Genomic DNA, 20133 nt, shown 5'->3' with positions numbered 1-20133 from the left:
TGTATAAGGTGATCTTGGGAGTTACGGCATCGCCGCTTGTTTCTTCTCCCCGCCGGGGAGAAGGTCGCGGCAGCGGGATGAGGGGGCGAGGGTCGAGATATGCGGAGAGCTAGCCCCCTCATCCGACCCTTCGGGCCACCTTCTCCCCGGCGGGAAGAAGAAACCTGCGGCCACCGCTCCGCGAAGAAGCCAATGCTTTGCGTTCAAGCGGAAAATATATGTTTTCTGAACCTTGCCACACTAAATGTGCTCGTCACCCCTGATGCAGAATATGCGCGGCCTTGACGGCCGCCGAAGCGCGGTTTTCCACCCCGAGCTTCACATAAATCTGTTCCAGATGCTTGTTCACGGTTCTGGCGGAAAGGCCGAGAATATCGCCAATATCGCGGTTGGATTTGCCCTTGGCGATCCACAGCAACACTTCCGATTCCCGTGTCGTGAGGGAAAAATGGCTTTTCAGCAGGTGGTCGTCCGATTTCTCGTTGGCGGCGGTCAGGCGGAAGAGATATTCGTCCGGTCCCATGGCGCCGAGGAAGGAGAGCTGCAGAGCGGGCCGCCCGGCCTCGGTGATCGTCAGCGGCGCATCACGGGCGGCATCCACCGTCGCCCTGTCCGAAAGCCAGCCGGAAATATGGGCAACGACGATCTCCAGCCCATCATCACGGCCGGTGGCGGCATTGACCAGCCGTGTCGCCTGCGGGGTGGACCAGTGGATGGCGCCATTGGCGCGCACGGCGAGCAGGTGGCGGCCGGCGGCATCGAGCGCGACGCGGGCGCTTTGCGCCGAGCGGGCATTGGAAAGGTGTACGCGGATGCGGGCGCGCAGCTCGTCGATGTTGATCGGCTTGGTCAGATAGTCGACACCGCCGGATTCGAGCGCCCGCACTACATGTTCTGTTTCCGTCAGTCCGGTCATGAAGATGACGGGCACCTGCGCCACCGCCGCATTGGCCTTCAGGCGGCGGCAGGTCTCGAAACCGTCCATGGCCGGCATGACGGCGTCGAGCAGGATGATATCGGGCGTGATGCGTTCGGCAATGTTGAGCGCGGCCTGGCCGGAGGTGGCGATGAGGGCGGAAAAGCCGGATTGTTCCAGCGCGTCGGTGAGGAACCCCAGTGCTTCCGGGCTGTCATCCACCAGCAATACGATGTCTCTCGGGGCTGCTGCCGCCTGACCGCTCATGCCTTGCCGTCTCCCGTGTCACTATCCGCAAACCGTTTGAGAAAATGCGCGTAACCGGCCAGATCGAAGGCCTGCACATAGGTGCCGAGCTCCTGCGTGAAGGGCAGGTTTTCCGTGTTGCGGGCAAGATCGGCGAGTTTCGCCTCGATGCCGCGTATGTAGCCTATTTCGCCGAGCCGCTGCAAATCCTGAATGTGAATTGCACCGGGATGGACGACTTGCGCCACGGGCGGCGGCGATGGCGGGGGCGGCATATCCGCCTCGTAGATCCATTTCAGGCCGAGATGCACGGCAAGCCTGTCGCAAAGCTGGCGGATATCGACAGGCTTGGCGATGGCGTCATTGTGGTTGTCTTCTCCAGCACCCGCCACTGTCCCGTCGCCGATATTGGCCGAGAGCATGATGAGCGGAGCGGTCTGGCCGGCTTCACGCAGTTTCGTCACAAGCTGCCAGCCGGTCATGCCGGGCATGGAAATATCGATGAGGAAGAGATCGGGCTTCACGCCTTCGATGAGCGTCAGGCATTCCGGCCCGCTTTGCGCCGTCAGCACCACGAAATCCAGCGGCGAGAGCACCTGCCGCATCAGCTCGCGGTGATCCTCATTGTCATCGACCACGACGATGGTGCGGCGCGGGCCGGAATAGGAACGGATGGTCTTTTCCGCCGCCGGCGCCGTGCTTGGCCGGTGCACGGCAGAGAGCATGAGGCGCACGCGGAAGGTGGAGCCTTCATCCTTTGCGCTGGAAACGGAAATTTCGCCGCCGAGCGTATTAGTGAGGAGCCTTGTGATGGTCAGGCCGAGGCCGAGGCCCGGCATGGGGCGCACGCTGTCTGCCTCGCCGCGCTGGAAGGGCTCGTAGATGCGGGCGAGGTCTTTTTCGGCAATGCCGCGGCCGGTATCGGAAACGGTGAAACTCGCCACCTGGCTGCGATAACCGACATCGAAGGTGACGGCACCCTCATCGGTGAATTTGATGGCGTTGGAGATGAGGTTGACGAGAATCTGTCGCAGCCGCTTTTCATCGGTGCGGACATATTGCGGCAGGGCCCGCGACCGGTCGTGGCGGAACTCCAGCCCCTTGGCCTGCGCCTGCGGGCGGAACATATCGACGATCTGGTCGAGGAAATCCTGAATATTGATTTCGTTGGAATAGACCTGCAGGCGGCCGGCCTCGATCTTGGAAATATCGAGAAGCCCGTCGATCAGGCCCGACAGGTGATCGGCCGAGCGGCGAATGACCTTGATCGCCGATTGCCGGGGCGGAGGGATGGTATCGTCGCGTTCAAGAATCTGGGCATAACCCAGAACGGCATTGAGCGGCGTGCGCAATTCATGGCTGAGGCCGACGACATAACGGCTCTTGGCGCGGTTGGCGGCCTCGGCCGTTTCCTTGGCGTCCTGAAGCGCGGCGTCGGTCTTCTTGTGGGCGGCGATTTCCTTCAGCAGCAATGTGTTCTGGCGGGAGGATTCCTCTTCCGCGACCACCCGGCTGTCATGGGCAAGCACGAGGAACCAGCAGACGATGCCGGCGATGACGGCGAAGACGAAAAACACGATGAGGATGGTGCGGTTCACCACATCGGCCGTTTCCGGCGAGGCGGTACCGACCTGATGGGCGATCATCGCCAATATGCCGCCGATGGCGGTGACGGCAATCGCCGCCGCCATGCCGTAGCGTCCGAGCCGGGTGGCAAGCTTCGCCACCAGCTGATCCGGCAGGAAGGATTTCGCGACGGTGGCGACCTGATAGTTCAGCTTGGCTTTCGGCTTGCACATGTCGTGGCAGCGGCTGTCCAGCGAGCAGCAGAGCGAACAGATCGGTGCGGCATAGGCCGGACACCAGGCCATGTCCTCCGGCTCGAAAGGGTGTTCGCAGATGGAACAGGTGATGCTGCTCTCTTCGCGCCATTTCTGACGCGGCTTGCGGGCGAGATAAAATTTGCCCTTCGTGCCCCAGGCAATCAGCGGCGAAGCGATGAAAGCGACGATCAGCGTCAGATAGGGCGCGAGCGATGCGGCGAGCGGCCCGAAGGCGCCGAAATGCGCCATCAGCGCAATGGTGGCCGAAAGCGCCATGGAGCCGACGCCGACGGGATTGATGTCGTAGAGATGGGCGCGCTTGAATTCGATGCCGGGCGGGGCAAGGCCGAGCGGCTTGTTGATGAAGAGATCGGCGGAAATGGTGCAGAGCCACGCCATGGCGATGATGGAGAAGATGCCGAGCGTTTCTTCCAGCAACCGGTAAATGCCGAGTTCCATCAGAAGCAGCGCGATCGCCACGTTGAAAACCAGCCAGACGACGCGGCCGGGGTGGCTGTGGGTGAGGCGCGAGAAGAAGTTCGACCAGGCGAGCGAACCCGCATAGGCATTCATGACGTTGATCTTCAGCTGCGAGACGACCACGAAGGCGACCATCAACAGCATGGCGGCGGTTTCGTTGGGGATCATGTAACCGAAGGCGGTGAGATACATCTGCGCCGGATCGGCGGCGCGGTCCACCGAGACGCCGGAGCTGAAGGTGAGCACCACGAGGAAGGAGCCGGCGAGCAGCTTCGGCACGCCGACGACGACCCAGCCCGAGCCCGCCAGGAACACCGCAATGCGGTGGCGCAGGCGGCTTTGCCCCTCGGCCGGCAGGAAGCGCAGGAAGTCCACCTGCTCGCCGATCTGCGACATCAGCGCCAGAATGACGGCGGAGGCCGCGCCGAATTCCACGAGATTGAAATCCGCGACCGTTCCCGGCGGGCCGGAGGCGTGGTGAATACCGGCAAAGGCCCGCCAGAGATCGTATTTTTCCCAGTCCGACAAAGCGATGAACACGAAAGGCAGGACGTTTAGGATGATCCAGAAGGGCTGGGTGATGATCTGGAAACGGCTGATGAGCCGCACGCCATGGGTGACCAGCGGAATGACCATGACGGCCGAGATGATGTAGCCGATCCACAAGGGTATGCCGAGCGCCAGTTCCAGCGCGCCGGACATGATCGACGCTTCAATGGCGAAGAGCATGAAGGTGAAGGCGGCATAGATCAGCGAGGTGATGGTGGAGCCGATGTAACCGAAGCTTGCGCCGCGCGTCAAAAGATCGATATCGACACCGTGACGGATGGCATAACGGCTGATCGGCAGGCCGACGGCGAGCATGGCGATGGCGGCGACGAGGATGGCGTAAAAGGCGTTGGTGGTGCCGTAGGAGAGCGTGATGGCGCCGCCGATGGCTTCCAGCGCCAGAAAGGAAATCGCGCCGATGGCGGTGTGGGAAATGCGGTTGGAGGAAAATTGCCGGGCGCTCTTGGCGGTGAAGCGCAGCGCATAATCTTCCAGCGTCTGGTTGGCGACCCAGCGGTTATATTCGCGCCTGACAGGGATGATGCGTTGCCGTGCGGCCATGCCTATCTAGCGCCTTTCCGCAACGGGCCTCTCACAGCCGCACCGACATGCCGCCATCCACCGTCAGCACATGGCCGTTGACGAAGGAGGCCGCGTCGCTGGCCAGAAACAGGGCAGCGCCGGCGATTTCATCCGGCCGGCCCCAGCGCTCCAGCGGCACCCGCAGCCTGGCGAAGGCCACCATCTCAGGATTTTCGGCAAGGGCGGCATTGGTTTCGGTGGCGAACATGCCAGGTGCGATGGCGTTGCTGGTGATGCCGCGCGCGCCATATTCCACGGCGATCGCCCGCATCAGCCCGGTCAGCCCCTGTTTGGCAACGGGATAGATCGCATCCCCCGGCCGAACGATATGGCCGAGAATGGAGGTGATGGTGATGATGCGGCCGTAACCATTGGCGTTCATGGCCTCCGCTGCATCCCGTGACAGCGAGATGGAGGAGGTGAGGTCGGTGCGGATCAGCTCCAGCACGTCCTCGTCGCTGAATTTCGCAAGCGGGCGGCGGTCGCGCGCGCCGACATTGTTGACGAGGATATCGAGGTGGCCGAACTCGTCCATGATACGGCGAACAAGGGCGCTGCCGGCGGCCGTATCGGCAATATCGAAGGCGGCGTAGTCGGCCTTGCCGCCAGCCTTGCGCAACGTGTCGACCGCCTGTTCCAGCGTTTCGGCATTGCGGCCGGTCAGCCACACATGCGCGCCCGCTTCGGCAAAGGCGCTGGCGATTTCAAAACCGAGGCCGCGGCCGCTGCCGGTGATGATGGCCGTGCGGTTTTCGAGAGAGAATTTCTGGAGAATGCCCATCGCTCACCTTCTTGCTTTAGAGCGTCGGACCGAAAACGACGGTGCGGTTTTCGGAAAATCCGAGGCTGTTGGTCAAAGCCACGCCGCTTGTTTGAGCTTGCGTATGGGAAGACTATGCCGTGTGCGGCGCTCGGCGAAAGGTCGCTGACCGGCCCGGCCGTTCGGTGGACAGAAAAATGGCGTCGCCCGGTTGCGGGCGACGCCATGTCTTGGCTTATCAGGCAGCAGCCGACTTTGCGAGCGGCACTTCTGCGATCGTCTTCAGAACGACGGAAGCGATCTGGTAAGGGCAGCCCTGCGAGTTCGGACGACGGTCTTCAAGGTAACCCTTGTAACCGTTGTTGACGAAGGAATGCGGAACGCGGATCGAGGCGCCACGGTCGGCAACGCCGTAGGAGAACTTGTTCCACGGAGCGGTTTCGTGCTTGCCGGTCAGGCGCAGGTGGTTGTCCGGACCGTAAACGTCGATGTGCTCTTTCCAGTTCTTGGCGAAAGCGGCCATCAGGGCTTCGAAATATTCCTTGCCGCCAACTTCGCGCATGAACTTGGTGGAGAAGTTGCAATGCATGCCCGAACCGTTCCAGTCGGTATCGCCGAGCGGCTTGCAATGGAATTCGACGTCGATGCCGTACTGTTCGCAGAGCCGCAGCAGCAGGTAACGGGCGATCCAGATCTGGTCGGCGGCGCGCTTGGAGCCCTTGCCGAATACCTGGAATTCCCACTGGCCCTTGGCCACTTCGGCGTTGATGCCTTCGTGGTTGATGCCGGCTTCGAGGCAGAGGTCGAGGTGTTCTTCAACGATTTCGCGGGCGACCGAACCGACATTCTTGAAGCCGACGCCGGTGTAATAAGGACCCTGCGGAGCCGGGTAACCCTGTTCCGGGAAGCCGAGCGGGCGGCCGTCCTGGTAGAAGAAATATTCCTGCTCGAAACCGAACCATGCGTCCTCGTCGTCGAGGATGGTCGCGCGGCTGTTCGAAGCATGCGGGGTGACGCCATCGGGCATCATGACTTCGCACATGACGAGCGCGCCGTTGGAGCGGGCCGGATCGGGATAGATCGCGACGGGCTTCAGCACGCAATCCGACGAGTGGCCTTCGGCCTGCTGGGTGGACGAGCCATCAAAGCCCCAAAGCGGCAGCTGCTCGAGTGTGGGGAATTCGTCGAATTCCTTGATCTGGGTCTTGCCGCGCAGGTTGGGGACCGGCTTGTATCCGTCCAGCCAGATGTACTCGAGTTTGAACTTAGTCATTACGAACCTCTCATAGGTAACAATGCGAAGCCTTGAGGCCTCCCGTGGCTTTCGCCACCGAAAGCGCATTCGCGTTCAAGGGCTGCCCCCTTAGATGCATGCCGCGTGCCAGATTGAGGGAGTTTCGCGACTTTTTCGAAAAATCTTTCAGGGGCCCTGTCACGCAGGGGCTGCGATATTGCCCCGGCTGGCTTCTGCTGCACTGCGGCAGGCAAATTCACCCCTCATGTTTCATCATTGAATCCTGATAGATAGCCAGCGTCTCCCGGTGGAATGCCCTGCTGCGGTGCAATGATTTCGGTTGCGCGCGAGGGATTTGCATTTGCCCCAAAAACCGGCGCTTTCGGAATGGTTTTTCTTGTAGACGAGACGATTAATGCCTATATTTTTCGCAAGGTGATTTTTTTTTAATCAAACGGAGCGAATCTGGCCTTTGCGGGTTAGCTCCAGACACAAAGTGCTTCGATGCAAACAAAGTGAGATGATCGAAATGGCAACTGGCATTCATCGCGAGACGGCAACGATCTATCAATTCCCGGTCGGCGGGCGCGCGGGTCTTTCCAAGTTCCGCAACAGCAGCCTCAGCGACCTCGAGCGTCAGGCGCAGGAGCCGCATATCGATTTCGGTTCGTGGTATCACGACGATGCGATCCGCGACGAAGAGCGGAACGATAAGCCGCATTCCTGATGTGGGATTTGTAAACTGCGGCCGATTGCCAGATAATCGGTCTATCTATCTGCGTGTCTCCAACACCAACTGCCCACTCTGCGTCATCCTCGGGCTTGACCCGAGGATCCACTATCTGGAGGGGCCATGGATCCTCGCCTCAAGGGCGAGGATGACGTCGAATAGGTGGTGACGGTCCGGCGTGGAACCGCTTTGTGTTTCAACAACTACCTTCCCTCCCCAAACACCCCCTGCATCTTTCGCCACCCCGCCTACGTCAATTGACGTATACGGTTTCGCTCTCACGAGATCGATAGTCCCTCCCAGCAGCGGCCGCAGATGCCGCTGAGCCTCCACGAGAGGCCAAACAAGGAGAGGGGTTCTTCCGATGATATTCCGCAAGACGCTTAGTGCCGCGCTGCTTGGCGCGATCCTGTCCACCACCGCCTTCCACGGCGCTTTTGCCGCTGACGACACCATCAAGGTCGGCGTGCTGCATTCGCTGTCCGGCACCATGGCCATTTCAGAAACGACGCTGAAGGACGCCATGCTGATGCTCATCGATGAGCAGAACAAGAAGGGCGGCGTGCTCGGCAAGAAACTCGAAGCCGTGGTGGTCGACCCGGCCTCCGACTGGCCGCTTTTCGCCGAAAAGGCCCGCCAGCTTATTTCGCAGGACAAGGTCGCCGCCGTTTTCGGCTGCTGGACGTCTTCCTCGCGCAAATCCGTTCTGCCGGTCTTCGAGGAACTGAATTCGATCCTGTTCTATCCGGTTCAGTATGAGGGTGAAGAATCCTCGCGCAACATTTTCTATACGGGTGCGGCGCCGAACCAGCAGGCCATTCCGGCCGTAGACTACCTCGCCAGCACCGAAGGTGTGGAGCGCTGGGTTCTGGCCGGCACGGACTATGTCTATCCGCAGACCACCAACAAGATCCTGAAGGCCTACCTGATGTCGAAGGGCGTCAAGGAAGAGGACATCATGATCAACTACACGCCGTTCGGTCATTCCGACTGGCAGACGATCGTGTCCGATATCAAGAAATTCGGCTCTGCCGGCAAGAAGACCGCCGTGGTCTCCACCATCAACGGCGACGCCAACGTGCCTTTCTACAAGGAACTGGCGAACCAGGGCATCAAGGCTGAAGACATTCCCGTCGTCGCCTTCTCGGTTGGTGAAGAAGAGCTTGCTGGTCTCGATACCGCACCGCTGGTCGGCCACCTTGCCGCCTGGAACTACTTCCAGTCCGTCGATGCGCCGGTCAATGCGGAATTCATCAAGACCTGGCATGCCTTTACCAAGAACGACAAGCGCGTGACCAACGACCCGATGGAAGCCGCCTATATCGGCTTCAACGCCTGGGTAAAGGCCGTCGAATCCGCCGGCACGACGGATACGGACAAGGTTCTCGACTCGATTATCGGCGTTTCCGTGCCGAACCTTTCGGGCGGTTACTCCACCGTCATGCCGAACCACCACATCACCAAGCCGGTGTTGATCGGTGAAATCCAGGCTGACGGCCAGTTCGAGATCGTGCAGCAGACGCCGCAGGTCGTGGGGGATGAATGGTCGGATTATCTGCCGGATTCGAAGGATCTGATCTCTGACTGGAGGAAGCCGATGTCCTGCGGCAACTTCAATGTGGCCAGTGGGAAGTGCGGCGGCAAGGGTAGCTGATAGGGAAGCGGTTGCCGCCCCCGTTGTTGGGGGCGGTTTTCTCATTGGAAACTGAACAAGAATTACCCCCCCTCTGCCCTGCCGGGCATCTCCCCCTCAAGGGGGGAGATCGGCAAGGTGCTTTCTCGCCGCTTCATTCTCAAACATCGAGATGGGCGAGACCTCGCCACAGGTCGATCTCCCCCCTTGAGGGGGAGATGCCCGGCAGGGCAGAGGGGGGTGGAGCCGCATATTCAGGTCGCGCCAAATTCAAACGCCCCGTCGCAAACCGCCCAAGGAACCCGACATGACGATCCGATCTTTTCTCGGAGCCATCTTCCTCTGGCTCACCCTGGGGATCGCAGCCCAATCCTTCGCGCAAAGCGAGCCGAAGGCGCTGATCGATGCGCTCGGCACGGCGGATTTCAAGCAGGCCGAAGTGCTGATCGGGCAGATCGCGGCCACGGGCGATGCGCGTGTCGTGCCGGCGCTCGAGGCTTTTGCGGCGGGCGATCTTTATGTGCGCAAGGCCGACAATCTGGTTTTCATGACGAAACCGGCAGGTTCCAATTTTACGCTGATCGACCCGCTGACGGGCGAAAGTGCGGGTGAAGCGCCGAAGGCGGCCGTTTCCAAGATCAGGGTCAACAATAATCTCCGCCGCGTCATCCGCGCCGCGATGGGCGGGCTGACGCTGCTCAGCCCGGAAAAATCCGTGCGGCTTTCGGCGGCGGATGCCGTCTTGAAAGCGCCGAGCGCGGAAAATCTCGAATTGCTGGAAGCCGCCATTGCCAAGGAAAGCGACAGTGAGGTGCGGACCCGGATGGAGGAGGCGCGGGCTGTCTCGCTGCTCTCCTCCGACCGGTCGCTCGCTGAGAAGAAGGACGCGATCGCGACCATCAAGAAGCTGGGCGGGCGCGACGCCATCGGCATTCTGATGGCGGCCTCATCGTCGGTGGATCAGAGCCTGAAACCGGATATCGACAGCGCCATATCGAGCATCGAAAGCGCGCTTGCCTTCTGGGACTACGCGCAGAATGTCTGGTACGGCCTGTCGCTGGGTTCCGTGCTTCTGCTCGCGGCCATCGGTCTTGCCATCACCTTCGGCGTCATGGGCATCATCAACATGGCCCATGGCGAGATGGTGATGATCGGCGCTTACTCCACCTTCATGGTGCAGGAGGTGATCCGTTCCAACTTCCCCGGCCTGTTCGACTGGTCGCTTGCAATTGCCCTGCCTGTCGCCTTTTTGGTCACGGCCTTCGTCGGCCTTGTCATGGAGCGCGGTGTTATCCGCTTTCTCTACGGGCGGCCGCTGGAAACGTTGCTCGCCACCTGGGGCATTTCGCTCATCCTGCAACAGGGGGTGCGCTCCATCTTCGGCCCGACCAACCGGGAAGTCGGCAGCCCCGGCTGGATGTCCGGCTCCTTCAGCGTCGGTTATCTCAATTTCACCTGGAACCGGGTGTGGATCGTCTGTTTCTCGCTGTCGGTATTCTTCGCGCTGCTGGTGCTTTTGAAGCGCTCTTCCTTCGGCCTGCAGATGCGCGCCGTGACCCAGAACCGCCGCATGGCCTCTTCCATGGGCATCCGCACGCCCTGGGTGGATGCCTTTACCTTCGCGCTCGGTTCCGGCGTTGCCGGTCTCGCCGGCGTGGCGCTGTCGCAGATCGACAATGTCTCGCCCAATCTCGGCCAGAGCTACATCATCGACAGTTTCATGGTGGTGGTGTTCGGCGGTGTCGGCAATCTCTGGGGAACGCTGGTTGGCGCGCTGTCGCTCGGCGTGCTCAACAAGTTCCTCGAGCCGACGGTGGGCGCCGTTCTCGGCAAGATCCTCGTGCTTGTCCTCATCATCCTGTTCATCCAGAAGCGGCCGCGCGGTCTCTTCGCACTCAAGGGAAGGGCGATCGAAGCATGATTACCGGCTTCCTCCTGCGCGCGCTCGATCGCCGCATCTCCATCGCCATCGGCATCATTCTGGCCATCGCCGTTCTGGTGCCCGCCTCCAACCTGCTCTTGCCGGCCGACAGCGCATTCCGCATCCCGACCTATATCATGTCGATGCTCGGCAAATATCTGGCCTATGCGCTGCTTGCACTGGCGCTCGATCTCGTCTGGGGTTATTGCGGAATTCTCTCGCTTGGCCACGCCGCCTTCTTTGCGCTCGGTGGTTATGCCATGGGCATGTATCTGATGCGGCAGATCGGCACGCGCGGCGTTTACGGCCATCCGGTGCTGCCCGATTTCATGGTGTTCCTCAACTGGAAGGAACTGCCGTGGTTCTGGCACGGCTTCGACATGTTCTGGTTTGCGGCGCTGATGGTACTGGTGGTGCCGGGGCTGCTCGCCTTCGTGTTCGGCTGGTTCGCCTTCCGCTCGCGCGTAAACGGCGTTTATCTCTCGATCATCACGCAGGCCATGACCTACGCCCTGCTGCTTGCCTTCTTCCGCAACGACATGGGTTTCGGCGGCAATAATGGGCTGACCGATTTCAAGGACATCCTCGGCTTTTCCGTGCAGGCGGATGGCACCCGCGCCGTGCTGTTTGCCGTAACCGCCGTGATGCTGGCGATCTCGCTGCTGATCGCATCCGGCATCGTCAATTCCAAATTTGGCAAGGTGCTGGTGGGCGTGCGCGATGCCGAAAGCCGGGTGCGTTTCCTCGGCTTCAGGGTGGAAAACATCAAGCTCTTCACCTTCGTCGTTTCGGCCATGATGGCGGGCATTGCCGGTGCTCTGTTCGTGCCGCAGGTGGGCATCATCAATCCCGGCGAATTCTCTCCCGCCAACTCCATCGAAGTGGTGGTGTGGACGGCGGTGGGCGGGCGCGGCACGCTGATCGGGCCGATCATCGGTGCGCTCTTGGTCAATGGCGGCAAGAGCTATTTCACCGGCGCTTTTCCGGAATTCTGGCTGTTTGCGCTGGGTGGCCTGTTCATCGCGGTGACGCTGTTCTTCCCGAAGGGCATCGTCGGCACCGTGCAGCATTATCTCGTCGGGCGTCGCGAAAAGCGGGGCGCGCGGGCGGCAGGCGCTGCCCAGCAACCCGGCAACGACAGCGCGGTTGCGCAACAGGCGGCGGAGTAAGCCCATGAACACGGTTTCCGAAAACAGAACCAAGAGCCTGCTTTATCTGGATGGTGTCTCCGTTTCCTTCGATGGTTTCAAGGCGCTCAATTCGCTCTCCTTCGTGGTCGAGCCGGGCGAGCTTCGCGCCATCATCGGCCCGAATGGCGCCGGCAAGACGACGATGATGGATATCATCACCGGCAAGACGCGGCCGGATACGGGCACGGTGCTGTTCGAAGACAGCATCGATCTCACGAAAAAGGACGAGGCCGATATCGCCCAGCTCGGCATCGGGCGGAAATTCCAGAAGCCGACCGTGTTTGAAAGCCATACGGTCTGGGACAATCTGGAACTGGCGCTGAACCGCAAACGCGGCGTCTTTGCCACGCTGTTCTACCGGCTGACGGAGGGGGACAAGGCGCGCATCGAGGAAATCCTCGCCACCGTGCGCCTCGGCCACCGCCGCGGCGATCTCGCCGCCAACCTCTCGCACGGCCAGAAACAATGGCTGGAAATCGGCATGCTGCTCGCGCAGGAGCCGAAGCTGCTGCTGGTGGATGAGCCGGTGGCCGGCATGACGGACGCGGAAACCGCCGAAACCGCCGTGCTTTTGAAGGAAATCGCCAAGACCCGGTCGGTGGTGGTGGTGGAGCACGATATGGGCTTCATCCGCGAGCTGGGGGTGAAGGTGACGTGTCTTGCCGAAGGCTCGGTGCTGGCGGAGGGATCGATCGATTTTGTGTCCAGCGATCCGAAGGTGATCGAGAATTATCTGGGGCGGTGATTGTGGTGTGTGCGGTTTTACCCCCCTCTGCCCTGCCGGGCATCTCCCCCTCAAGGGGGGAGATCGGCAAGCGGCCGACACCCTGTCCCACAACCCGCAGGCAATGGAACGAGTGCGTGCGACATCTGATCTCCCCCCTTGAGGGGGAGATGCCCGGCAGGGCAGAGGGGGGTAACGCCTCCCGCCAATGCGCCAATGGAGTTTCACCATGCTGAACGTCGACAACATCAACCTCCATTACGGCGCGGCGCAGGCCCTGCGCGGCGTGTCGCTGAAAGCGGAGATGGGCAAGATCACCTGCGTTCTCGGCCGCAACGGGGTGGGCAAAAGCTCGCTGCTGCGCGCGGTCACCGGCCAGCACGCCATCAGCGGCGGGACGATCAGTTTTGAAGGGGCGGCGCTGGATGGGCTGGCGCCTTACCACCGGGCCAAGCGCGGTGTCGGCTATGTGCCGCAGGGGCGGGAAATCTTTCCGCTGCTCAGCGTGCAGGAGAACCTTGAAAGCGGTTATGCGCCGCTCGCCCGCAGGGAGCGTTTCATTCCGGATGATATTTTCAGCCTGTTTCCGGTGCTGCAAACCATGCTGGGACGGCGTGGCGGCGATCTTTCCGGCGGACAGCAGCAGCAGCTCGCAATCGGCCGGGCGCTTGTGACGCGGCCGAAAATCCTGGTCCTTGATGAGCCGACCGAGGGTATCCAGCCGTCGATCATCAAGGATATCGGCCGGGCAATCAAATACCTGCGCGATTCGACCGGCATGGCGATCCTGCTGGTGGAGCAATATCTGGATTTCTGCCGCGAGCTTGCCGACCATGTCTACATCATGGACCGGGGCGAGATCGTGCATGAAGGGTTGGCCGAAACGCTGGATACGCCGGAAGCGCGGCGTCATCTGACAGTATAGATCGAGACTAAAAACGCCGCGCGCCGATCACGGCGTGCAAACGGTCGATTAATATTTTGAAAGCCTATGCGCCTGTGCATGGCTTTCATGCGCAATTTTAGCATTTCATTGAATAAAAGCCTGTGATATTGGCAGCGCAAATGCTGCATGCGAGACACAGGAAAAGTCTATCGCACGCCGCGACAGTTGATCCCTTACATTCCACGCGCGTCCGACGTATCGTCGGGGAAACCGTGCCCAATAAAGGCGTGTCAATGCATCAAGACTTTGCCCCTGGCCGGGCTGCCCGGCTGTTCCGCTCCGCCCGCACCCTTTTCCTGGGTCTTGCGATGTGCGCGAGCGCCGGTGTCGCAGCGTCGGCATCGACCTGCGGTCAGCTTCAGGGCGCCGGCATGGAGCCGGGCCGGCATGATTTTTCCATTCTCTCCAGTGGTGAGAAACGCGACGGCGTCTATTTTGTTCCATCAGCCTATGACGGAAAAAAGCCGCTGCCGGTGGTGTTCGATTTCCACGGCTCCAACAGCAATCCGCATGGCCAGCTGAACCGCAGCGGCTGGGACAAGCTTGCCGAGCGCGACGGCCTGATGGTTGTGGCGCTGGCGGGCAGCCTCAATGGCGAAATGCCCGGCACCCATGCCTGGAATGTTCCGGGTGTTACCACACGTCCCGGCGGGCTGGATGAGGTGAGCTTCATTCGCGATGCGATCGCCATGGTGAAGGGCAAGTTCTGCGTGGATGAAGAGCGCTTTTACGGCTCCGGTTATTCCGGCGGCGGGCGCATGCTGTCGCAATTCATCTGCAACGGCAGCGCGGATTTCACCGCTGCCGGCTTCGTCGCATCGCTGCGTGCCGGTTATCCGCTGGAGACCGAAGGCAAATGGGGGCCGGATGCGGCAAGCTGCAAGCCGGCGCGGCCGATGTCGATCATCGCCTTTGCGGGGCTGAAGGATCCGGCCAATCCCTATCAGGGCGGCGGCAAGTCCTACTGGCAATATGGCGGCGAAACGGCGCTGAAGCGCTGGGCCGAGATGGATGGCTGCAAGGGCGGCGCGAAAACCAAGCCGGGCGAGAGCTTCACCGTCAATTCCTACGACGTTTGCAAGGGCGGCGCACGCATCCAGTCCTATGTCATCGACAATTGGGACCATGCCTGGCCGCGCGCCACCATGAAGGCCGAAGTGCTGGCAGCGGCCGCGGTCGTCACCCGCAAGCCGGGCGGCGAGCAGACGCCGAAGGCGGAACCCGCCGTGGAGCGCAAGATGCCCACAGGCGAAGTGACGCGCACGGTTGATGCGGCGGAAAGAATGTGGGATTTCTTCCGCAACACGGAAGGACAGATGGTCGTTGACGCCGTCGTCAAAAAGGATTGCGGTGCCAAGGCCGGGTCCGCTTCCGCAACAGCTTCGGAGACCGCGTGCAGCCAGAACAGCAAGTCATCCGCCCTTCCGGTTGCGAAGACGGTCAACCTGCCCGGCAGCAGCGCGCCCGTGGCAGAGGACGCATTGTAACCAAGGCAGTTGAAGGGCGCAGCCGGCTGGAGCAACTGTTTCAGGAAGGCTGCGCCAAGATCCGCCTGCCGGATACTTTTTCCAATGAGATCGAGGCCATTCTCATCAATTCCTCCGGCGGTTTGACCGGCGGAGACGAGATGGAATGGCAGGCGGTTGCGGGTGCCGGCACCTCGCTGGTGGTGACGACGCAGGCCTGCGAAAAGGTCTACAAGGCGTCGTCCGGAACTGCCACTGTGACCGCCCGCGTTTCCGCCGGGCCGGGTGCGCGGCTGCACTGGCTGCCACAGGAAACCATTCTTTTCGACCGGGCGTCGCTGACCCGCAGGCTGGAAGCCGATCTCGACGCAACCTCGGAATTCATCGCCGTCGAGGCCGTGCTGCTCGGGCGTCAGGCCATGGGCGAGTCGATGGTGCAGGGCCTGTTCCGGGATCGCTGGCGCATTCGCCATGGCGGCAAGCTGGTGCATGCCGAAGAGCTGCTGCTTGCGGGCGAAGTGGCTGAACTGACCGCCAAACCGGCGGTGCTTGCCGGCCAGGTAGCCTTCGCCACCCTTATTTACATAGGGCCTCTGGCCGAGGCGCTTTTGCCTAAAATCCGGGCTATTGCCGGAGAAAGCGGCGGCGCCAGCGAATGGCAGGGCAAGCTGGTCGTGCGCGTTTCCGCAGCCGACGGTTTCTCCTTGAGAAAAATACTTTTTCCGGTGATTTCGCTCTTGCGAAATGGTGCATCAGTGCCGAAAGTCTGGAATCTGTAAATCTCCGGATCGCCCGCGACAGGCGACCTTCCGGGGTCTGTCAAACAAGTCGGATCTGGCTCCGTAAACGCTTTGATTTGCGGGGCTAAGGTGCGAAAGCTGCGGGACGACGATGAACCTTAGCCCAAGAGAAAAAGACAAGCTGCTGATTTCCATGGCCGCCATGGTGGCGCGCCGCCGGCTGGAGCGTGGCGTGAAGCTGAATTACCCGGAAGCGATTGCGCTGATTACCGATTTCGTGGTCGAGGGTGCGCGCGATGGCCGCGCCGTGGCCGACCTGATGGAAGCGGGAGCGCATGTCATTTCCCGCGATCAGGTGATGGAAGGCATCGCCGAAATGATCCATGATGTGCAGGTGGAAGCGACGTTTCCTGATGGCACCAAGCTGGTGACCGTTCACGAACCGATACGGTGAGGGAGCCAACATGGCGCTGGAACTTCGGCCCAATTGCGAATGCTGCGACCGCGATCTTGCCCCCGACAGCCGGGATGCGATGATCTGCTCGTTCGAATGCACCTTCTGCGTCGATTGTGCGACGGATGTGCTTCGCGGCGCCTGCCCGAATTGCGGCGGCGAGCTGGTTCGCAGGCCCATCCGCCCGGCGGCCAGGCTCGTCAACAACCCGGCATCAACGGCGCGGGTGCTAAAGGCCGAAGGCTGCGCGACAGTTACGGCCGCTTGAGAGAGATAAAGGGGAGCACCATGAAACCGGGCGAAATCATTGCCGCTGAGGGCACCATCGAGCTCAATGCCGGCCAGCCGACTGTGACGATCGAAGTTGCCAATACCGGTGACCGGCCGGTGCAGGTGGGCAGCCATTACCATTTCTTCGAGACCAATGCGGGTCTTGTTTTCGACCGCGACAAGGTGCGCGGCATGCGTCTCGACATTCCGGCCGGAACAGCGGTTCGTTTCGAACCCGGCCAGAAGCGGGAGGTGACGCTCGTGCCGCTTTCCGGCAAACGCGAGGTTTATGGTTTTCGTCAACAGATCATGGGGAGGTTGTGAAATGACGACGGAACATTATCACGGAAGTTGCCAGTGCGGCGACGTCAGCTTCGAGGTGGATGCCGATCTCGACCACACCGTCATCTGCAATTGCTCGCGCTGCAAGCGCCTCGGCTCGACCCTTGCCTTTGCGCCGCGAGACAAGTTCACGCTGCTTTCCGGCAAGGACAAGCTGACGGAATATCTGTTCAACAAGCACCACATTCATCATCTTTTCTGCTCCACCTGCGGCATTGAAAGTTTTGCCTATGCCGACGGACCGGACGGGACGCCGATGGTGGCGGTGAATGCCAATTGTCTGGATGGTGTCGATCCACGCGCGCTGAAGTCGCAGGCTTTCGATGGCGCGGCGGCCTGAATGATGGCGGTGACCCTGCAAAAACTCCGCTTCGCGGCGGCTGCACTGCTGTCTCTTACAGCTTTTCCCGCGCTGGCCCAGGACACGCCCGACTGCAAGGAACCGCAGACGCAGGCGGATATGACGATCTGTGCCGGACAGGATTATGAGAAGGCCGACAAGCAGCTGAACGCCGAGTATCAGAAGGTTCGCAAGCAGCTTGCGGAACGCGACAAGACGGCGGATGAGAGCGGCAAGGGCGCCTCCGAGGCACTGATTGCCGCCCAGCGCGCCTGGGTGGCGTTTCGCGATGCCAATTGCGATGCCTTCGGTTTTCAGGCACGCGGCGGCACGATGGAGCCGATGCTGGTTTCCTCCTGCCTTGCCGATATGAGCCGCAAGCGCGCCGACGAATTGCGTCAGCTTTCCGAGGGTTTCTGACCGGCATGGGGCGACGGATCATGATTGTCGGAAATGGGGAGTTGCCGCAGGGCATTGCGGACTTCATCGACCTCTCCGACACCGTCATCCGTTTTAACGATTGCCGTTCGCTGGGTTCGGGCGGCAGCCGCACCGATGTGGTGGCCGTCTGCAACACCGGACGGCCCGGCCGCGAGATGGCGGAAGAGACCGGGTGGCGCAATAGTGACGGCGTGCGGCGGGCCTCCGCCATCTGGTCGGTGCGCGATCCCGCGAAATTTTCCGAAATGGAGCCGGATATTCGCGCGCGCTGGCCGGAACTCACCGACTTCTGCGCCGATTATACTGCGGGTTTCGCCGCGATTGCCGAGCAGACCGGCAAGAGCCATACCGTTATTCCACGCGGCGTGCATGAGCGGCTGGATTGTGCCCTGCAGGCTTATTCGCCTGCGCCCTATGTGTGCCCGAGTACCGGTCTCTTCGCCATTGCCCATGTTCTCGAAAGCTTGAACGGCGATGATGACGAGGTGGCGATTACCGGTTTCGGCCATCAAGGCTGGAACGGGCATCCGTTTGCCGCCGAAAAACAACTGGTCGAAGCCCTGACACATCAGGGCCGACTGACACGAATTTCTCCCACATCGATTTTCTCCGCGTCCGAAGGAGCCTGAACCCATGCCTTACAAGATTTCCCGCGCCGCCTATGCCGGCATGTTCGGCCCGACCGTGGGCGACAAGGTTCGTCTTGCCGACACCGAACTCTTCATCGAGATCGAGAAGGACTACACGACCTATGGCGAGGAAGTGAAATTCGGCGGCGGCAAGGTCATTCGCGACGGCATGGGCCAGAGCCAGGCGACGCGGGCCGAGGGCGCTGTCGATACCGTCATTACCAATGTGGTGATCGTCGACCATAGCGGTATCTACAAGGCGGATGTTGGCCTGAAGAACGGGCGCATCCACGCCATCGGCAAGGCGGGCAATCCCGACACACAGCCCGGCGTGACGATCATCGTCGGCCCTTCGACGGAGGCGATTGCCGGCGAGGGCAGGATACTGACAGCCGGCGGCATGGATGCGCATATTCACTTCATCTGCCCGCAGCAGATCGAAGAAGCGCTGATGAGCGGCGTCACCTGCATGCTGGGCGGCGGCTCCGGCCCTGCGCATGGTACGCTCGCGACCACCTGCACCGGCGCATGGCACATCGAGCGCATGATCGAGAGTTTCGACGCCTTCCCGATGAATCTGGCGCTCGCCGGCAAGGGCAACGCCTCGCTGCCGGCGCCGCTGGAAGAGATGATCCTTGCCGGCGCTTCCTCGCTGAAGTTGCACGAGGACTGGGGCACGACACCGGCCGCCATCGACAATTGCCTGACGGTGGCCGATGAATATGACGTGCAGGTGATGATCCACACCGATACGCTGAACGAAAGCGGTTTTGTGGAAGACACGGTTGCCGCCATCAAGGGCCGCACCATCCATGCCTTCCACACCGAAGGGGCGGGCGGCGGCCATGCGCCAGATATCATCAAGGTCTGCGGCAATCCGAACGTCATTCCGTCTTCCACCAACCCGACGCGGCCCTATACCGTCAATACGCTGGCCGAACATCTGGATATGCTGATGGTGTGCCACCACCTGTCGCCGTCCATTCCCGAAGATATCGCCTTTGCCGAAAGCCGTATCCGCAAGGAAACCATTGCGGCGGAGGATATTCTCCACGATATCGGCGCGTTTTCGATCATTTCCTCCGACAGCCAGGCCATGGGCCGTGTCGGCGAGGTGGCGATCCGCACCTGGCAGACGGCCGACAAGATGAAGCGCCAGCGCGGCCGTCTGAAGGAAGAGGTGGGCGAGAACGACAATTTCCGCGTCCGCCGTTACATCGCCAAATATACCATCAACCCGGCCATCGCCCAGGGCGTCAGCCATGAGATCGGCTCCATCGAAGTCGGCAAGCGCGCCGATCTGGTGTTGTGGAACCCGGCCTTTTTCGGTGTGAAGCCCGAAATGGTGCTGCTCGGCGGCTCGATTGCGGCTGCGCCGATGGGCGATCCGAATGCCTCCATTCCCACGCCGCAGCCGATGCATTATCGGCCGATGTTCGCCGCCTATGGCAAGCTGCGCACCAATTCCTCGGTGACCTTCGTGTCTCAGGCGTCGCTCGATGCCGGCCTTGCAGGGCGTCTCGGCGTTGCCAAGAAGCTGATGGCGGTAAAGAACGTACGCGGCGGTATTTCCAAGGCCTCGATGATCCACAATTCGCTGACCCCGCATATCGAGGTCGATCCCGAAACCTACGAAGTGCGCGCCGATGGCGAGCTTCTGACCTGCGAACCGGCGACGGTGCTGCCGATGGCGCAGCGCTATTTCCTGTTTTAACGG

General features: G+C 61.3%; 19 protein-coding genes. 15 read left to right on the top strand and 4 right to left on the bottom strand.

Annotated features, from left to right (window positions below):
- Nucleotides 1-253: 253 nt before the first annotated feature.
- The 4 genes from JZY08_RS11060 to JZY08_RS11045 form a co-directional block, all read right to left on the bottom strand.
- A complete protein-coding gene (locus tag JZY08_RS11060; RefSeq protein WP_216330152.1) occupies nt 254-1183 on the bottom strand; it encodes a response regulator in 930 nt (309 codons plus the stop codon).
- Nucleotides 1180-4575 carry an ATP-binding protein gene (locus JZY08_RS11055; protein WP_216330151.1) on the bottom strand — a complete coding sequence of 1132 codons (3396 nt, stop codon included), beginning with the start codon at nt 4573-4575 and terminating at the stop codon, nt 1180-1182. The genes JZY08_RS11060 and JZY08_RS11055 overlap by 4 nt, the downstream gene beginning before the upstream one ends.
- A 31-nt stretch (nt 4576-4606) precedes the next feature.
- On the bottom strand, nt 4607-5377 hold the full coding sequence (locus tag JZY08_RS11050) for an SDR family oxidoreductase (RefSeq protein ID WP_216330150.1): 771 nt from the start codon (nt 5375-5377) through the stop codon (nt 4607-4609).
- A gap of 217 nt (nt 5378-5594) precedes the next feature.
- Nucleotides 5595-6629 (bottom strand): glutamine synthetase beta-grasp domain-containing protein, encoded by a 1035-nt coding sequence (locus JZY08_RS11045; RefSeq protein WP_035260390.1) that lies wholly within the window; start codon nt 6627-6629, stop codon nt 5595-5597.
- Between the two features lie 481 nt (nt 6630-7110).
- Between JZY08_RS11045 and JZY08_RS11040 the strand changes: the two genes are divergently transcribed.
- The 15 genes from JZY08_RS11040 (at nt 7111) to ureC (ending at nt 20130) form a co-directional block, all read left to right on the top strand.
- Nucleotides 7111-7317 carry a DUF2735 domain-containing protein gene (locus JZY08_RS11040; protein WP_003520619.1) on the top strand — a complete coding sequence of 69 codons (207 nt, stop codon included), beginning with the start codon at nt 7111-7113 and terminating at the stop codon, nt 7315-7317.
- 367 nt (nt 7318-7684) lie between these two features.
- Complete coding sequence (urtA, locus tag JZY08_RS11035) at nt 7685-8974, top strand: urea ABC transporter substrate-binding protein (RefSeq protein WP_003520618.1); 1290 nt, start codon at nt 7685-7687, stop codon at nt 8972-8974.
- 286 nt (nt 8975-9260) lie between these two features.
- On the top strand, nt 9261-10874 hold the full coding sequence (urtB, locus tag JZY08_RS11030; RefSeq protein WP_216330149.1) for an urea ABC transporter permease subunit UrtB: 1614 nt from the start codon (nt 9261-9263) through the stop codon (nt 10872-10874).
- The gene (gene urtC, locus JZY08_RS11025) at nt 10871-12043 is read left to right on the top strand and encodes an urea ABC transporter permease subunit UrtC (protein ID WP_216330148.1); all 1173 of its coding nucleotides are present in this window, start codon (nt 10871-10873) and stop codon (nt 12041-12043) included. The genes urtB and urtC overlap by 4 nt, the downstream gene beginning before the upstream one ends.
- 4 nt (nt 12044-12047) lie before the next feature.
- Nucleotides 12048-12809 (top strand): urea ABC transporter ATP-binding protein UrtD, encoded by a 762-nt coding sequence (gene urtD, locus JZY08_RS11020; protein ID WP_216330147.1) that lies wholly within the window; start codon nt 12048-12050, stop codon nt 12807-12809.
- Between the two features lie 208 nt (nt 12810-13017).
- The gene (gene urtE / locus JZY08_RS11015; RefSeq protein WP_216330146.1) at nt 13018-13713 is read left to right on the top strand and encodes an urea ABC transporter ATP-binding subunit UrtE; all 696 of its coding nucleotides are present in this window, start codon (nt 13018-13020) and stop codon (nt 13711-13713) included.
- Between the two features lie 254 nt (nt 13714-13967).
- Entirely contained in the window at nt 13968-15221 is a 1254-nt protein-coding gene (locus JZY08_RS11010) for a PHB depolymerase family esterase (protein WP_216330145.1), read from the top strand.
- On the top strand, nt 15128-15979 hold the full coding sequence (locus tag JZY08_RS11005) for an urease accessory protein UreD (RefSeq protein WP_216330144.1): 852 nt from the start codon (nt 15128-15130) through the stop codon (nt 15977-15979). Before JZY08_RS11010 ends, JZY08_RS11005 begins: the two co-directional genes overlap by 94 nt.
- A gap of 112 nt (nt 15980-16091) precedes the next feature.
- A complete protein-coding gene (locus JZY08_RS11000; RefSeq protein WP_003491738.1) occupies nt 16092-16394 on the top strand; it encodes an urease subunit gamma in 303 nt (100 codons plus the stop codon).
- A gap of 10 nt (nt 16395-16404) precedes the next feature.
- A complete protein-coding gene (locus JZY08_RS10995; RefSeq protein ID WP_216330143.1) occupies nt 16405-16662 on the top strand; it encodes a DUF1272 domain-containing protein in 258 nt (85 codons plus the stop codon).
- Between the two features lie 20 nt (nt 16663-16682).
- Complete coding sequence (locus JZY08_RS10990) at nt 16683-16988, top strand: urease subunit beta (RefSeq protein ID WP_003491734.1); 306 nt, start codon at nt 16683-16685, stop codon at nt 16986-16988.
- 1 nt (nt 16989) lies between these two features.
- Nucleotides 16990-17346, top strand: a complete 357-nt coding sequence (locus JZY08_RS10985; protein WP_216330142.1) for a GFA family protein — start codon at nt 16990-16992, stop codon at nt 17344-17346.
- 3 nt (nt 17347-17349) lie between these two features.
- Complete coding sequence (locus JZY08_RS10980; RefSeq protein ID WP_216331552.1) at nt 17350-17766, top strand: lysozyme inhibitor LprI family protein; 417 nt, start codon at nt 17350-17352, stop codon at nt 17764-17766.
- 5 nt (nt 17767-17771) lie between these two features.
- Nucleotides 17772-18416, top strand: coding sequence for a Urease operon accessory protein (locus JZY08_RS10975; protein WP_216330141.1), 645 nt, complete (start codon nt 17772-17774; stop codon nt 18414-18416).
- A gap of 4 nt (nt 18417-18420) precedes the next feature.
- A complete protein-coding gene (gene ureC / locus JZY08_RS10970) occupies nt 18421-20130 on the top strand; it encodes an urease subunit alpha (protein ID WP_003491727.1) in 1710 nt (569 codons plus the stop codon).
- The last annotated feature ends 3 nt before the right edge of the window (nt 20131-20133 follow it).

This window comes from Rhizobium sp. X9, from assembly GCF_018873185.1.
Taxonomy (GTDB): domain Bacteria; phylum Pseudomonadota; class Alphaproteobacteria; order Rhizobiales; family Rhizobiaceae; genus Agrobacterium; species Agrobacterium oryzihabitans.
This window is presented reverse-complemented; position numbering and strand designations above follow the sequence as displayed.

What these genes read in the sequence shown, in the direction of transcription:
- JZY08_RS11060 (WP_216330152.1), bottom strand. Translation starts at nt 1,183, where the DNA reads ATGAGCGGTCAGGCGGCAGCAGCCCCGAGAGACATCGTATTGCTGGTG.
- JZY08_RS11055 (WP_216330151.1), bottom strand. Translation starts at nt 4,575, where the DNA reads ATGGCCGCACGGCAACGCATCATCCCTGTCAGGCGCGAATATAACCGC.
- JZY08_RS11050 (WP_216330150.1), bottom strand. Translation starts at nt 5,377, where the DNA reads ATGGGCATTCTCCAGAAATTCTCTCTCGAAAACCGCACGGCCATCATC.
- JZY08_RS11045 (WP_035260390.1), bottom strand. Translation starts at nt 6,629, where the DNA reads ATGACTAAGTTCAAACTCGAGTACATCTGGCTGGACGGATACAAGCCG.
- JZY08_RS11040 (WP_003520619.1), top strand. Translation starts at nt 7,111, where the DNA reads ATGATCGAAATGGCAACTGGCATTCATCGCGAGACGGCAACGATCTAT.
- urtA (WP_003520618.1), top strand. Translation starts at nt 7,685, where the DNA reads ATGATATTCCGCAAGACGCTTAGTGCCGCGCTGCTTGGCGCGATCCTG.
- urtB (WP_216330149.1), top strand. Translation starts at nt 9,261, where the DNA reads ATGACGATCCGATCTTTTCTCGGAGCCATCTTCCTCTGGCTCACCCTG.
- urtC (WP_216330148.1), top strand. Translation starts at nt 10,871, where the DNA reads ATGATTACCGGCTTCCTCCTGCGCGCGCTCGATCGCCGCATCTCCATC.
- urtD (WP_216330147.1), top strand. Translation starts at nt 12,048, where the DNA reads ATGAACACGGTTTCCGAAAACAGAACCAAGAGCCTGCTTTATCTGGAT.
- urtE (WP_216330146.1), top strand. Translation starts at nt 13,018, where the DNA reads ATGCTGAACGTCGACAACATCAACCTCCATTACGGCGCGGCGCAGGCC.
- JZY08_RS11010 (WP_216330145.1), top strand. Translation starts at nt 13,968, where the DNA reads ATGCATCAAGACTTTGCCCCTGGCCGGGCTGCCCGGCTGTTCCGCTCC.
- JZY08_RS11000 (WP_003491738.1), top strand. Translation starts at nt 16,092, where the DNA reads ATGAACCTTAGCCCAAGAGAAAAAGACAAGCTGCTGATTTCCATGGCC.
- JZY08_RS10995 (WP_216330143.1), top strand. Translation starts at nt 16,405, where the DNA reads ATGGCGCTGGAACTTCGGCCCAATTGCGAATGCTGCGACCGCGATCTT.
- JZY08_RS10990 (WP_003491734.1), top strand. Translation starts at nt 16,683, where the DNA reads ATGAAACCGGGCGAAATCATTGCCGCTGAGGGCACCATCGAGCTCAAT.
- JZY08_RS10985 (WP_216330142.1), top strand. Translation starts at nt 16,990, where the DNA reads ATGACGACGGAACATTATCACGGAAGTTGCCAGTGCGGCGACGTCAGC.
- JZY08_RS10980 (WP_216331552.1), top strand. Translation starts at nt 17,350, where the DNA reads ATGGCGGTGACCCTGCAAAAACTCCGCTTCGCGGCGGCTGCACTGCTG.
- JZY08_RS10975 (WP_216330141.1), top strand. Translation starts at nt 17,772, where the DNA reads ATGGGGCGACGGATCATGATTGTCGGAAATGGGGAGTTGCCGCAGGGC.
- ureC (WP_003491727.1), top strand. Translation starts at nt 18,421, where the DNA reads ATGCCTTACAAGATTTCCCGCGCCGCCTATGCCGGCATGTTCGGCCCG.